Source organism: Pseudoalteromonas sp. S3785 (genome assembly GCF_005887365.1).
Classification (GTDB): domain Bacteria; phylum Pseudomonadota; class Gammaproteobacteria; order Enterobacterales; family Alteromonadaceae; genus Pseudoalteromonas.
Window position 1 is genome coordinate 1 of record NZ_PNCT01000089.1, and the last position, 14866, is coordinate 14866.

Annotated in this window: 14 protein-coding genes; 9 read left to right on the forward strand and 5 right to left on the reverse strand. The window is 41.4% G+C overall.

Annotated features, from left to right (window positions below; translation table 11 throughout):
- Positions 1-109: 109 nt before the first annotated feature.
- From CWC17_RS17660 to purF, 7 genes are all read left to right on the forward strand, one after another.
- Positions 110-1798: a FimV/HubP family polar landmark protein gene (locus CWC17_RS17660; protein ID WP_138614377.1), complete on the forward strand. Its 1689-nt coding sequence runs from the start codon at positions 110-112 to the stop codon at positions 1796-1798.
- Positions 1799-1944: 146 nt separating this feature from the next.
- Entirely contained in the window at positions 1945-2739 is a 795-nt protein-coding gene (gene truA / locus CWC17_RS17665) for a tRNA pseudouridine(38-40) synthase TruA (RefSeq protein WP_055015805.1), read from the forward strand.
- A 140-nt stretch (positions 2740-2879) separates the two neighbouring features.
- On the forward strand, positions 2880-3755 hold the full coding sequence (gene accD, locus CWC17_RS17670) for an acetyl-CoA carboxylase, carboxyltransferase subunit beta (protein WP_055015804.1): 876 nt from the start codon (positions 2880-2882) through the stop codon (positions 3753-3755).
- A 25-nt stretch (positions 3756-3780) separates the two neighbouring features.
- Positions 3781-5046, forward strand: a complete 1266-nt coding sequence (gene folC, locus CWC17_RS17675; protein ID WP_138614379.1) for a bifunctional tetrahydrofolate synthase/dihydrofolate synthase — start codon at positions 3781-3783, stop codon at positions 5044-5046.
- An 11-nt stretch (positions 5047-5057) separates the two neighbouring features.
- Positions 5058-5696, forward strand: coding sequence for an SPOR domain-containing protein (locus CWC17_RS17680; RefSeq protein ID WP_138541639.1), 639 nt, complete (start codon positions 5058-5060; stop codon positions 5694-5696).
- A gap of 170 nt (positions 5697-5866) precedes the next feature.
- A complete protein-coding gene (locus CWC17_RS17685) occupies positions 5867-6361 on the forward strand; it encodes a CvpA family protein (RefSeq protein ID WP_055015801.1) in 495 nt (164 codons plus the stop codon).
- 18 nt (positions 6362-6379) lie between these two features.
- Positions 6380-7906, forward strand: a complete 1527-nt coding sequence (gene purF / locus CWC17_RS17690; RefSeq protein WP_055015800.1) for an amidophosphoribosyltransferase — start codon at positions 6380-6382, stop codon at positions 7904-7906.
- Positions 7907-8004: 98 nt separating this feature from the next.
- On the opposite strand, the gene CWC17_RS17695 is transcribed toward purF, so the two are convergent.
- Complete coding sequence (locus tag CWC17_RS17695) at positions 8005-8604, reverse strand: Yip1 family protein (RefSeq protein WP_004586887.1); 600 nt, start codon at positions 8602-8604, stop codon at positions 8005-8007.
- 211 nt (positions 8605-8815) lie between these two features.
- On the opposite strand from CWC17_RS17695, the gene miaE reads away from it, so the two are divergent.
- Positions 8816-9586, forward strand: a complete 771-nt coding sequence (miaE, locus tag CWC17_RS17700; RefSeq protein WP_055015799.1) for a tRNA isopentenyl-2-thiomethyl-A-37 hydroxylase MiaE — start codon at positions 8816-8818, stop codon at positions 9584-9586.
- Positions 9587-9617: 31 nt separating this feature from the next.
- Here the strand turns inward: miaE and CWC17_RS17705 are convergent, their stop codons facing one another.
- The 3 genes from CWC17_RS17705 to CWC17_RS17715 all read right to left on the reverse strand — a co-directional run bounded on the left by CWC17_RS17705 (position 9618) and on the right by CWC17_RS17715 (position 11785).
- On the reverse strand, positions 9618-10418 hold the full coding sequence (locus tag CWC17_RS17705; RefSeq protein ID WP_138541638.1) for a substrate-binding periplasmic protein: 801 nt from the start codon (positions 10416-10418) through the stop codon (positions 9618-9620).
- Between the two features lie 52 nt (positions 10419-10470).
- Positions 10471-11208: a UDP-2,3-diacylglucosamine diphosphatase gene (locus CWC17_RS17710; RefSeq protein ID WP_055018771.1), complete on the reverse strand. Its 738-nt coding sequence runs from the start codon at positions 11206-11208 to the stop codon at positions 10471-10473.
- 85 nt (positions 11209-11293) lie between these two features.
- Complete coding sequence (locus CWC17_RS17715) at positions 11294-11785, reverse strand: peptidylprolyl isomerase (RefSeq protein ID WP_024032242.1); 492 nt, start codon at positions 11783-11785, stop codon at positions 11294-11296.
- Between the two features lie 413 nt (positions 11786-12198).
- Between CWC17_RS17715 and cysS the strand changes: the two genes are divergently transcribed.
- The gene (cysS, locus tag CWC17_RS17720; protein WP_138614381.1) at positions 12199-13578 is read left to right on the forward strand and encodes a cysteine--tRNA ligase; all 1380 of its coding nucleotides are present in this window, start codon (positions 12199-12201) and stop codon (positions 13576-13578) included.
- A gap of 75 nt (positions 13579-13653) precedes the next feature.
- Here the strand turns inward: cysS and folD are convergent, their stop codons facing one another.
- On the reverse strand, positions 13654-14508 hold the full coding sequence (gene folD / locus CWC17_RS17725) for a bifunctional methylenetetrahydrofolate dehydrogenase/methenyltetrahydrofolate cyclohydrolase FolD (RefSeq protein ID WP_055015795.1): 855 nt from the start codon (positions 14506-14508) through the stop codon (positions 13654-13656).
- Positions 14509-14866 lie beyond the last annotated feature (358 nt).

A 14866-nucleotide genomic window follows, 5' to 3' on the forward strand; every position in this document is an offset into this window, starting at 1 on the left:
AGATTTAATTTCGATATAAGATGAGCCTGAGCTTGAAGATGAGCCTGAGCTTGCAGAAGAACCAGAGCTTTTAGAAGAACCAGAGCTTGCAGGAGAGCTTGATGATGATTTGCTTGAAAACACCGACTTCATAGATAGTTCAGAAACATTACTTGACCCAGAAGATGCGCAGGATGAGTACACTGACGATACCCTAAAAAGTGTTGATGAATTACTCAGTGAACTAGAGCAAGCTACAGACGAAGACTATGTTGAAAACCCTGATTGGGCACTTGATGACCTTGATGATGATATTGAAGAGGTAGAGGTCGATTTAGGTGACGATCCGCTAGATTCAAAGGAAACACCAGCGAATCCGCTTTTAGATACTCAACCTGAAAATGAGGTTGTAAATGATACACTCAGCGATGATATAGACTTTTCAGATGAGAAGAGAGACGCGTTAGATGTAACAGAACAACAGCAATACTTACCTGATGAGTTATTGGGCGATGAGCTTGATGGTGAGGCTACAGGCATGCAGCCAAGCCAAGCTGAACAAGACTTAGCAAACGCACTTTCGGGCAATGAATTAGATAGCCTAGAAGACGACTTTGATGATGAATTACTCATTGATAATGATTTTTCAGAGCTAGAATTAGAGCCACAGCTTGCCGCTGAAGAAATCGGTGAAGATGATAGCCGGGCTCAAACGGATTTATCGGCGGATGAATTAACGGATGTCGCAAGCGAGCTAGATTTACCTGAAAATACGGATGAAGACAAAGGGGTTTTCGATGACGATTTACTGCAAAGTATTGATGGGCTAGACGAAGAGCTTAATGCATTATTAGATGAGCAAGTCACCCCAAGCGAAGAGCTTGATGAATACCCTGAATTAGAGCTTGATAACGACGATTTTGATTTAGATGATCAGCAATCATATAGTCCGCAAGAGTTGCAAGGTGATGAACTTGATGGACGGTCAAGCGGTATGGCGCCAAGCCAAGCTGAGCAAGATTTAGCGAATGCACTTGCTGGTAACACTGGTATTGATGCATTAGATGCTGACCTAGATGACGAGCCGCTGATTGACGATGATGTTGATACACCTCTTTCGCAAGAGGAGTCTTTCAGTGAAGAGCAGATTACGGACAGCAAGCAGGAGCAACCTGATTTTGACGACGCAATTTTAGAGCAAGCACTATCACAAGACGGTGAAGATGAAATAACAAACTCGCAGATAGAAGCTGAGCTAACGCAAGCTCCTGATGAGCACACTAATGAAGAGGTTATACCCGACGAGCAGCTAGACGATGAGTTTATGGCTGATCTAACGCAAACCGATTTTGATGCGTTACTCAGTGAACTAGCTGAACCAGATGAGTTAAATTTAGAGGACAGCAGTGAATTTGACGTCGATTTCGATAGCTTACTTAATGAAGATTTAGATAGTGAGATTGAAACGAAAGCGGTTCAAGATAACCCTATACAAGATACAGAGCAGCCTACTGCCGACGATTTTGTTGATATTGATGCGTTACTCGAACAAAGTGACGACTCGGTACTTGAGCATGAACCTTATGACGAAGTTAATATGGATGTAGGGTTAGGTGATTTTGAATCCTTACTTGCTGGGGATAATCCTACAGATGTTGACTTAGAGAGCGGTGGTTATTCTGCCAAGCTTGATTTGGCAAGGGCGTATATTGAAATTGACGACTTTGACTCAGCATTAAAAGTGATTGAAGATGTTATTGAAAGTGGCCCTGAAGATGTGCAAGAAGAAGCCCAAAGCTTAAAAGCAAAATTAAAGTAGCTTTGTAAACGTTACTTGAGCCGCAATAAGGTAATTATTGCGGCTTTTTTGTAGGTATTTATTGGATCACAACACACTGGCTTTTATTGCACCGCGAGATAGCATAAAATGCCTCGTTCATTAGCACAGTAGGTAAAGCAGTAATTATGCGAGTAGCACTTGGAGTTGAATACAACGGCGCGCGTTACAGTGGGTGGCAACGTCAGTCTCACGTAAATAGCGTACAACAAGAAGTAGAAAAAGCGTTATCGCGCATTTGTAATCATCCGGTTGAAATAGTGTGCGCGGGGCGCACAGATGCTGGGGTGCATGGCACTGGCCAAGTTATCCACTTTGAAACTCATGCTCCGCGTGAAATGGTGGCGTTTACCATGGGGATGAATACGCTACTGCCTAAAGACATAGCAATTCGTTTTGCACAACCCGTAAGTGAAGACTTCCATGCACGTTTTAGCGCAACAGCGCGTCGTTACCGTTATGTTATTTATAACTACGCCTACAGGGGCGCAGTGATGAATGAAGGGGTTACACATTTTCATCACCCACTTGATGAAACAAAAATGCAAGAAGCGTGTCAGTACTTAATTGGTGAGCATGACTTTACTTCTTTTAGAGCACTGCATTGCCAAGCTAATACAGCAAACAGAACAATTCATCATTTATCGGTACAGCGACAGGGTGATTACGTTATTATTGATATTAAAGCGAATGCTTTTTTACACCATATGGTGCGCAATATTACCGGCTGTCTAATGGATATAGGCTTACATAAACATCAGCCAGTGTGGTTAAAAGAGCTATTAGATTTAAAAGAGCGCGCTAAAGCCAGTGCCACGGCAAAAGCGGCAGGGTTGTACTTAGTGGATGTTGATTACCCAGCGCATTTTAACATTCCTAAAACGCCGTTAGGGCCATTATTTTTACCTGACACGGAATGTTAGTGCTGAATTTATAAGCGTTTATCTAACTACTAAGACCAGTTTTTTATACCGTGTTTGTGTAATTCATGTTTTAATTGAAAAAATCTGTCTGCTACTTATTAGCAGGCTCGCGACACAGAACAGCATTAAGAGAGTTGCAAATGAGTTGGTTAGAAAAAATCTTACCTAAAACGACTAAGTCATCAGGTCGTAAAGAAATTCCAGAGGGCGTTTGGGCTAAATGTACAGCTTGCGATTCAATTTTATATAAAGCTGAACTAGAGAAGTCATTAAACGTATGTCCTAAATGCGACCACCACATGCGTGTGAGCGGCCGTAAGCGTTTAGAGCACTTTTTAGATGAAGCCGACCGCACAGAGCTAGGTACTGAGCACGAGCCTAAAGATGTATTAAAGTTTAAAGACTCAAAAAAATACTCAGATCGTATTAGCGCAGCCCAAAAAACAAGTGGCGAAAAAGACGCACTAGTAGCGATGAAAGGCCGCTTAAAAGGTATTCCTGTTGCAGCGGTTGCTTTTGAATTCTCATTTATGGGTGGTTCAATGGCTTCGGTTGTAGGTGCACGCTTTGTTGATGCCGTAGACCAATGTTTAGAGCACAACATGCCATTAGTGTGTTTTTCAGCTTCAGGTGGAGCACGTATGCAAGAAGCACTTATGTCGCTTATGCAAATGGCTAAAACCAGTGCTGCACTTGCTAAAATGAGCGAAAAAGGCCTGCCGTTTATATCAGTTATGACCGACCCAACCATGGGCGGTGTATCAGCATCACTTGCGATGTTAGGTGATATAAACGTTGCTGAGCCAAAAGCCTTAATTGGTTTTGCTGGTCCGCGCGTTATTGAACAAACAGTACGTGAAACTCTGCCTGAAGGTTTTCAACGTAGTGAGTTCTTATTAGAGCACGGTGCGATAGACATGATTGTTGACCGCCGCGAAATGCGTGACACGTTAGCACGTGTGCTTGCTAAATTTATGAACTTGCCTTCTACTGAACAAGAGCATAGAGTAGCGTAAATTTCAGCTTTACTGATTACATGCTATGACAAACACAATTCCTAGCCAATCATCAAGCCTTGATGATTGGCTTTGTTATTTAGAGAGTGTTCACCCTGCAAATATTGAAATGGGCCTCGAACGCGTCGCTACTGTTGCAAACAACATTGGCTTATTAAACACTTCCAGTAAAATCATTTTGATTGGCGGCACAAACGGCAAAGGGACAACAGCACGCTGTTTAGAGTCTTTATTGTTGGCTCAAGGTTATTCTGTTGGCACTTATGCCTCTCCTCATTTAATTAAATACAACGAGCGTGTGCGCATAAATGCTCAAGAGCTTGAAGATCAATACCATGTTGATGCCTTTAACACGCTAGAGCAAGGTCGCGGTAGCACGGCACTGACGTATTTTGAATATGGCACTCTTGGTGCATTGGCTATTTTTAAGCGTTTTGAGGTTGATTATGTGCTGCTTGAAGTTGGTTTGGGTGGGCGTTTTGATGCCACCAATATCGTTACACCTTATGCAAGCGTGATCACCACTATCGATTTAGATCACAAAGAATACCTAGGCGATACACGCGAGCTGGTTGCTTATGATAAAGCAGGTATATTTCGTGAAAATACGCCAGCTATTATTGGTGATTTGAACATACCCCACACTATGACCGATTATGGCACTGAGATTAAAGCCAATATGGTTATATCGGGCACTGATTTTATATTCAAAGAGCACCCAGCGCATTTCACATGGCAATATAAGCATTATGATTTGGCGTTAGACAAACCAGCAATTCCTGCACAAAATGCCGCAACTGCTTTAACTACTTTAGCAGCGTTAAATTTACTACCAAGCGATGAGGTAATTAAACGTTGTTTAGCTAATTTAGTTGTTGAGGGCCGATTTCAGCAACTCAATACTACACCTTTAGTGTTTACTGATGTTGCGCACAATCCCGAATCTGCTCGTTATTTAGCACTAAAGCTTGCAAGCTATAAAGATAAAGGCTTTAAAATTCATGCATTAGTCGCTATGCTTGCTGATAAAGATAAAGCGGGTGTACTTAAAGAGGTAAGCTCTGTAATTGATCAATGGTCTCTTACTAGCTTACACATACCACGTGGCGATAACGTTGAAAATATGGCCGCCGCGTTGCAAACTATACCTCATACAGGCACGCATGAACGCTATAATAGTGTGCACGATGCGCTTAATGTAATTATGCCTACACAGCAAAGTGATACGCTTTTAATTGTGTTTGGGTCATTTTTTACTGTTGCAGATGCTATAAACTACTTTAAAAAATAGAGAGAAAGTCGGTGAACTCAGGTTTTATAAATCGTTTAGTTGGAACCAGTATTGTGGTGATCGCAGCAATTGTGTTTATTCCTAATATACTCGATGGCGAAAAGGTCCACTATAAAGAGGGCTTTAAAGCTATCCCTGAACGCTCTGAGTTTAAAACTATCGACCTTCAAGAGTCTATAGATGAAAAAGTAGCGCAAGCCGAGCCCTTAAAGCAAGCGCCAATAGAGAATGTAGCTGCTGATGACGACGTGCTGACAAGCCAAGAAAGCAAATTCGCGGCAGAGCGAGAAGTAGTCGAGGGCAGCATAGAAGGTGAGAGTGTGCCAAGTAAACCTGTCGCTAAAGCGCCAGAGCCTGCCAAAGCTAACCCTATTGCACCACGCAAGAGTGAAGAAAACCTCACTGATATGGCCTATGTAATTCAGCTTGGTAGCTTTTCTCATGCGGCTAATGTAAAGGCTTTACAAGCTAAGCTTAAAGCAAAAGGTTTTAAAACGTTTACAAAGCCCATCAAAACGCCTAATGGTACATTGACTAAAGTGTTTGTGGGTCCCTCGCTTGATAAGGCTGAGCTTACTGAAAAGTTACCTGAGCTAAAAGCGCTGACCAAGCTCAACGGCAAAGTAACGCAATATACCGTCACTCACTGATTTTTAAAGGCCTTACTTAGTAAGGCCTTTTTTAATTTAGCGCTAAAAAACACACCTCTTAAATGTTAATTTTTTGTATTAGATAGTTACTGGTTATCTCCCGCTTTAACTTGCATATTTAGGAGGTTTGGGTATAGAATGCGCCCCAAAATAGCGACTAATTGGTTAATATGATCTGGGTTGATTACGCCATTCTTGGCATCATTGCACTGTCTACTATCATAGGTTTAATACGCGGCTTCGTTAAAGAAGCTATGTCATTAGCAGTATGGGGTTGCGCATTTATCATCTCTAGTTTGTTCTACCAATATTTAGCTTCCTTCCTAACAAGTATTTCTGAACCCCTTTTAAGAAATGCGGCGGCCATTGCCATACTCTTCTTTGCGACGCTACTGTTAGGCGGTTTACTAAACTACATTTTAGGTGAGCTTGTACAGCGTACTGGTTTATCTGGCACCGATCGTGTCTTTGGCATTGTTTTTGGTGCGCTACGAGGCGTGTTGGTCGTGAGCGCGTTACTCTTCTTTCTTGATGCTTTTACTGGTGCACCAAACACGCACTGGTGGGGCAATTCTATTTTGATTCCAGAATTCGGCTTTGTTGTTGAATGGTTCTTTTCGTACCTAGAAAACAACTCGAGCTTTTTAAATTCAGTAAACCGTTAATCGGCGAGGATAAATTACATGTGTGGTATCGTTGGGATAGTCGGAACATCTCCTGTTAATCAGGCGATTTATGATGGCTTAACTGTTTTGCAGCACCGAGGTCAAGATGCCGCGGGCATCATTACCATTGAAAACAATACGTTCAGCTTGCGCAAAGCAAATGGCCTAGTAAAGGATGTGTTTCACACCCGCCATATGAAACGACTACAGGGCACAATTGGTATTGGTCACGTACGTTACCCTACCGCAGGCTCTTCCAGCTCATCTGAAGCGCAGCCGTTTTATGTTAACTCACCTTTTGGTATAGCGCTTGCGCACAATGGTAATTTAACTAATGCTGAAACGCTAAAGCAGCAACTATTCTCAGAAGCCCGTCGCCACGTTAATACAACGTCAGACTCAGAAATATTGCTTAATATTATGGCGCATGAGCTGAGTAAGTCAGACAAATTACACTTAGACGCTGAAGATATATTCACCGCAGTAACCGAAGTAAACAACAAGGTTACAGGTGGCTACGCCGCTATAGCGATGATAATTGGTCACGGTGTTTTAGCATTTCGTGACCCTAATGGTATTCGCCCGCTGGTATTTGGTAAGCGTGAAACGCCTAAAGGCACTGAGTACATGTTTGCATCAGAAAGCGTAGCACTAAAGCCTGACGGCTTTGAATTTGTGCGAGATGTAGCGCCAGGTGAAGCGATTTATGTGACCGAAGATGGTCAATTCCATTCACAAAGTTGTGCAGAAAAAGCCTCTTATGCGCCCTGTATTTTTGAGTTTGTTTATTTCGCTCGCCCTGATTCAACCATCGATCGTATGTCGGTTTACGCAACGCGTGTAAACATGGGTACTAAACTGGGTGAAAAAATTGCGCGTGAGTGGAGCGATAAAGACATTGATGTAGTTATCCCAATTCCTGAAACCTCATGCGATGTAGCATTAGAAATTGCCCGCATGCTTGATTTACCTTACCGCCAAGGCTTTGTTAAAAACCGTTATATTGGTCGTACATTTATCATGCCTGGCCAAGAAATGCGTAAAAAGTCAGTGCGTCAAAAGCTAAATGCGATTGACCGTGAATTTAAAGGTAAAAACGTTTTACTGGTTGACGATTCAATTGTGCGCGGTACAACTTCTGCGCAAATTGTAGAAATGGCCCGTGAAGCTGGAGCAAAAAATGTGTATTTTGCCTCAGCCGCTCCTGAAATCCGCTTCCCGAATGTGTATGGTATTGATATGCCCTCTGCAGCAGAGCTTATTGCGCATGGCCGCGAAGTTGAAGACATTAACCAAAGCATCAGTGCTGATGGCTTAATTTTTCAATCGCTAAACGATTTAATTGAAGCGGTGAGCCAAGAAAATCCAGAAATTACTAAGTTTGAAACCTCTGTATTTGATGGGCAGTACATTACCGGCGATATTGATCAAGATTACTTAAATCATATTGATCAGCTACGTAACGACTCGGCTAAAAGCAACCGCGAAAACGCCATGTCATCAGGCCTTGAAATACATAATCAAGATGCCAACGAAGCTGACTAATGTGTAACTAAACATAATCGACATAAAAAAAGGAGCTAATTAGCTCCTTTTTTGCGAAGGAAAGAAAGGGAACACTTCATATCAAACAACGTGGTTGATTAGGTAAACATTGGACTCACAATGCCGTTAGTCCAAAGAATTGCGGTTACAGCTAAAATTATTACCAATAAAATTAGCCCGCAGGTGACAACAGAGCTGGCATAAATAAAGCCGCGCTCTTGCGGAATATGCATAAGTATTGGCACGCCCGTATACAGTAAGTACACCGAGTAGGCTAGGGCAATCATACCTACGCAAACAACAAACCACAGCTCAGGTAAAAAAGCGGCTAAGGCCGACATAAACACAGGTGTAGCAGTATAAGCGGCAAGCTCAAGCGTTTGTGTAAACGTAGGTTTAGCACCAAATGTAACGGCCATCCAATGGGCTAAATAGGCCAAAGCAAACACTCCGGCTATTAACGCACCATACATAGCTACGGCAATTAGCAGTGCGCTTTCATGCGTTAAAAATACTGGGTTGCCTGCACCAATACTCCAGCCTAAATACACCGATGAGTAATACCCCATAATCGATGGAAATAATGCAATAAGTAAAATATGCGACAAGCTGTAAGTTAGGCTTTCGTGGCGGTTATCTATTGTTTGCCATTCTTCGAGTGGATGAGCATAAATGCCCCACAGGTGATTCAGTATCATAGCGGTACTCCATAAAAGGAACGGTTTACTGTTGGTTATAATTTATTTTTAGTTTGTTTTTTGTACAGTACTTATATTTATGGTTTAGTTCAGATACAAAGTCAAGTTAACTGCCTATTAACATTTTAAGTCGGTTGTTTTTGCTTGTTTTATTCTTCGTTATTTTTCGTGTTAAAATGGCTTTTTATTATTTGAAGTAACGAGCAGCCCTGTGCCACATAGCGAACTTTTAGCCCCTATTAATAATTTTTTATTGTGCGAAACCCCGAATGCCTGGGTAGATGAAGCAGTAAAAAAAGAGAATTTATCGGTTATCTTAATCGACCATTTAATTTGTGAGTTAAAAGCAGCGCAAAGTGCAATGTTTTTAATCCGTAAGTACGCGGTCGATAAAGACAGCAGTGATGCATTACTTGAATGGCTAAAACCTTTTGAAACACTTATTTATAAGCGTGAAGGCAATTGGCGTGATTTGGCGGCTAAAAATAAACTGACAAAATCTATTATTCCAAAGTCAAACTCGCCATATGGGCAAGATTTAATTGATAAAATGGTGATGCTAATAAAAGAAGAGTTACATCACTTTTACCAAGTGCTCGAAATAATGGACGAATATGGCGTAGAGTACCGAAGTATCACACCGTGTCGCTATGCTAAGGGGATGCTACGTAACGTTAAAACGTTTGAACCTAATGCTCTCGTCGATAAGCTTATTGTAGGCGCTTATATTGAGGCTCGCTCGTGTGAGCGTTTTGCAAAGCTTGCGCCGCATGTTGATAAACGCTTAGGCGATTTTTATATTTCGTTGCTTCGCTCTGAGGCACGCCATTATCAAGATTACTTAACACTGGCACAAGAAATTGCTGATTTTGATATTACTGAGCGAGTCGACTTTTTTGGTAAAGTTGAGGCTGATTTAATTACCAGCCCCGATGAAGACTTTAAGTTTCACAGTGGTGCACCTGCACAAGTCACCAACTAAATCGGTGCTATTTGCTCTTCAAGCGCACTGGCTAGTTTGGTGCGCTACTTCTTTCTATAAAGTCTATAAGTTCAAGTGCTGCACTTTGAGAAAAACCATGTTTCATCAACACTTTTTTTGCGGTGCCATTGTATAAAATAGCGGTAAAGCCTTGCTCAAGTGCGTCCCTTTTATGTTTTGCATTAGGGTCAGATTTGGGAAACATAACATGGAGTTGGTGGTGCTCTAAATCCGGCGAAATATATTCAACTTGTGGCGCGCCGGGCTCATTAAGCTTTTCGGTGTTTTTTAACCAATACTCCCCCACTTCTTTAGTGCCTGCAACTAAGTCTATCCGTCCTTTTTGTAGCATGTATAAACTATTAATTAACCCACGTGTGGAGGTTACAGCAAGGCCATTACTTTCAGAAAAAGCCTCGCTAACTGCATAGCCAACGCCTTTACAAATACTGTATGGCTGTAAAGAGTTCATACTGCCGTCATAGTTTATTTGCCTGCCTTTGAGCTTAAATAAGCCGACATATACGTTAGCCAGCGGGCGAGAGTAGTAAAAAAGCTCAGTGCGAGATTGTGTAAAAAAAGCGCCTAAAATTGCATCTTTTTTATTTATTTTGGTCAGCTTTAGGGCTCTGTTCCAACTGGTAAACTCTATATCGTTATCAATATTTTGATTTATTAAAGCCGCTTTAATTAAGGCTGTCACCCAGCCATTATTCATTAAGCGTTCACCAATATAAGGAGGGGAGTTTTCAGCGACGAGTTGCCAATTTTCAGAGGCGTACCCTTTGGGAAAGATGCAACAAAGCAATAAGCAAAAAATAGCTTTATTCATATATCCTTATCCTATTACCAAAAAGTACTTAAATAATAGTCAGGATTTGAGATTATGCGAAGGGCGTATTAATAAGTTTTTGACTGTCTGGTGTAACCACTAAGTATGAGCCCTGAGTATACCAATCCCCAAGCACAGTGCGTGTTAGTGTTTGCTTACCTACAGTGTACTTATGCACATTAGGGCGATGCGTGTGCCCGTGTATCATGTTGCTCACATTGTGTTTTGCAAACATCGCCAGTACGGCGTCATCAACTACGTCTAAAACTTCTATGGGTTTGTCGGCTTGACTTAATTTACTTTTCTCTCTGGCATTACGCGCAATTTTTTTTCTGTAGCAAAGTGGCATTGCTAACATTAATTTAGGCCACCACCAGCCACGGCTTTTTTTGCGAAACTTTTGATACTCTATATCTTGAGTACACATTTCATCACCGTGCAAAATAACAGTGGGTGTGCCATATAAATCTATAACCGTTTGCTCGTTTAGCAATACCATACCAGCGCGTTTAGCGTATTGCTCACGCATAATAAAATCACGATTACCATGTATAAAGTACACTGGAGTTCCGCCATCTTTAACGGCTTTTAAATGTTTTGCAACTTCACTGGCCAATTCTGTTACGTAGTCATCCCCAACCCATACTTCAAAAAAATCACCTAAAATATACAGTGCATCTACGGGCTTACCGATAATATGCGTATTTATAAAGCGATAAAAGGCCTCGCTAATATCTGGGCGGTTTTCACTTAGATGTAAATCTGCAATAAAGTAGGTTTGAGAAGTCATAAAGGCATCTAGTTAGGTTAAATAAAAGCGGGCGAATACATTAATGTACCATGCCCGCTTAATTACTCGGTGTATGAGTAAACGTTTAGCTTACAGTAACGTTTTCGATGATTACATTTTCAAGCGGTACATCTTGGTGAAAACCAGCGCTGCCTGTTGCAACACCTTTAATTTTATTTACTACGTCCATGCCCTCAACTACTTCAGCAAATACACAGTAACCCCAGCCTTGCGACGTTTCGCTGCTGTGATTTAAAAAGTCGTTGTCGTTAACATTAATAAAGAATTGGGCCGTTGCTGAATGAGGATCAGGTGTACGTGCCATTGCTAATGTACCTACTTTATTAGATAGGCCATTATTTGCTTCGTTTTGAATTGGGTCGTTAACGTCTTTTTGTTCCATACCAGGTACAAATCCACCGCCTTGCACCATAAAGCCGTCAATTACACGGTGAAAAATAGTGCCGTTGTAAAAACCTGAGTTTGCGTACTCTAAAAAGTTTTTAACTGTGTTTGGAGCTTCTTGCTCAAACATTTTAATGGTGATGTCACCAAAATTAGTGTGTAGAACAACCATGTGGTTTCCTATATCTGGTTTAATTAGTTGCGCTATTTTATCTTAGTTAACTAAGATAAACAAAGTGCTTGTTCAATATATCCAAAGCTGCTCAAGGTATATACTTGTGCGTTTTACAGAGGGTCTATATCGAGGTGGTATTTTGTCGTTGTCGTATTTTCTCTCAATATGTAACTATGCACAGAAAAAGAGTCCGTTGAGCAATAAACAGGGTGATTTAAAACCGATTTTTACAGTGTTATTAATTTTAACAACAGAACCTCTATTACACACAATCAAGGCCTAACCTAAATTGGTTTTAATTCCAGCTTAAACAACTGTATTGAAGAGGTTTGGGTATAAAAAGCGCTAGAGCGGGGGCTTTTCAAGTGTTAACATAGCCAACTCAGCAAACAGTCAAGGACTTAAAGTAAATGGTACAAATATACAACACACTCACGCGACAAAAAGAGCAGTTTAAACCTATGGTCGAAGGCAAAATCGACATGTACGTGTGTGGTATCACCATTTATGATTTTTGTCATATCGGTCATGCGCGTACATTTGTCGGGTTTGATGTTATTGTCCGCTATCTTCGCCATCTTGGTTACGACTTAAAATACGTACGTAATATTACCGACGTAGATGATAAAATAATTAAACGCGCAAACGAAAATGGCGAGTCAATTAATGACCTAACTTTGCGTATGACCAAAGCCATGCACGAAGACTTTGATAGCCTAAACATGTTGCGCCCAGATATTGAACCGACGGTTACAAACCATATGGACGAAATCATCGAAATGGTTGAGCGCTTAATTGCAAAAGGCCATGCGTACGTAGCAAATGACGGCGACGTGCTTTTTGATGTTTCTACGTTTGAACAGTACGGCGCACTATCGCAACAAGATTTAAGTATGCTCCAAGCAGGCTCTCGCGTAGAAGTTGCACAAGATAAAGACGATCCGCTTGATTTTGTATTGTGGAAAAAAGCAAAAGCAGGCGAACCTTCTTGGTCATCACCGTGGGGAGAAGGGCGCCCAGGTTGGCATATAGAATGTTCAGCAATGAGCTCAAAGCATTTAGGCGAACATTTTGATATTCACGGTGGCGGCTCTGATTTACAGTTTCCGCACCATGAAAACGAAATTGCGCAATCATGCTGTGCAAACAATGGTATGTATGTAAATACGTGGATCCACACCGGTATGGTACAAGTAAATAAAGAAAAAATGTCTAAATCATTAGACAACTTTTTTACTGTGCGTGAGGTATTAAAAACATATGATGCTGAATCTGTTCGTTACTTTTTAATATCAGGGCATTACCGAAGCCAGCTAAATTACTCGCAAGAGAATTTAGATCAAGCACGCTCATCACTTGAACGTATTTACACAGCACTTCGTGGTGTAGAGCCATTAGCGTGCGACATTGAGAGCAATGAGTACGTGGCTAAATTTAGAAAAGCGATGAACGATGACTTTAATACACCAGAGGCGTTACCGGTTTTATTTGAACTGGCTAAAGAGCTTAACCGTGTTAAAGACACCGATACACAGCAAGCAGGGCAATTAGCATTTGTGCTACGCAGCATAGGCGAAGTACTTGGTGTTGCTCAGCAAGCACCAGAATCGTTTTTGCAAGGTGGGCAAGATGATGATGAAGTAGCCACTATCGAAGCACTGATTGTAAAACGTAACGAAGCGCGCGCAAATAAAGACTGGGCCGCCGCTGATGAAGCACGTGATGCACTCAATGCACTCGGTGTTGTGCTTGAAGACTCAGCCGGTAAAACAACGTGGCGTAAAGCGTAAATGCTTTAACGTAGCGTTTAAACTAAAAAGGGTTGCCATAAATGGCAACCCTTTTTATTGGTATCAGTTAAATGCTTAACTGTGGTATTTTTCACATGCTTCAAGTGTGTTTTCAATCAAACTTGCTACAGTCATTGGGCCAACACCACCCGGTACAGGAGTAATAAAATCAGCTTTTTGCTCTGCAATGCTATACTCAACATCACCGACTAATTTACCTGTATCTAAACGGTTAATACCTACATCAATCACAATCGCGCCTTCTTTTACCCAATCGCCCGGAATAAATTCAGGTTTACCTACGGCCACTACTAATAAATCTGCACGGCGAACATGGGTTTCTAAATCTTGTGTAAATTTATGGCATACCGTTGTAGTACAGCCGGCAAGTAGTAACTCAAGCGACATAGGGCGACCAACAATATTAGAAGCGCCAACCACTACCGCATGCATTCCCTTGTAACGCACACCTGTTGAATCAAGTAAGGTGATAATTCCTTTTGGTGTACATGGGCGAAGCGCCGGCATACGTTGCGCTAAGCGACCAATATTGTATGGGTGAAAACCGTCTACATCTTTATGTGGTGTAATACGTTCTAAAATCTTTTCTGCATCAAGGCCTTCAGGTAGCGGTAGTTGTACTAAAATACCATCTACTTCGCCATCGTTATTTAGCTCATCAATTAATGCTAGTAGTTCTTCTTCGCTGGTTTGCGCAGGTAAATCAAATGACTTTGAAATAAATCCTACTTCTTCACACGCTTTGCGTTTAGAGCCAACGTAAACTTGGCTTGCAGGGTCAAGCCCTACCAGTACTACTGCTAAACCAGGTGCACGTAAACCGTTTGCAACGCGCTCGCTTACGCGCTCAGCCACTGCACTACGTACTTGTTTTGCGATTGCCTTACCATCAATGATGTTTGCCGTCATGGGGGACCTTTAATTGGGGTTAAATAAACTTCGATACTTATATTTTAAAAGCACCAGCATATAAAGAGGGGTGTATGCAAAAAATTAATTTTATTAATGCTTTTTTAATATGCAGGCTATTTTCGCAGAAAAGGCCCGAAGCGCCAAGGTGCTTTTAAGTTATAAACCGGTGTTTTCAAAAAAAGCGTCTAAATTTCAGCTGGATTTTGCAATATTTAACCATTATGAACTAAAAATGACCGATTGATTTATTTTATGCAAAAAACGTTTGACCTCTCTTAGGCAAATCACTATTATGCACCCCGTTGTCAACGAGGTCACTCGCAGACAATCGTAAGCATCGGCGATTAGCGCAGTT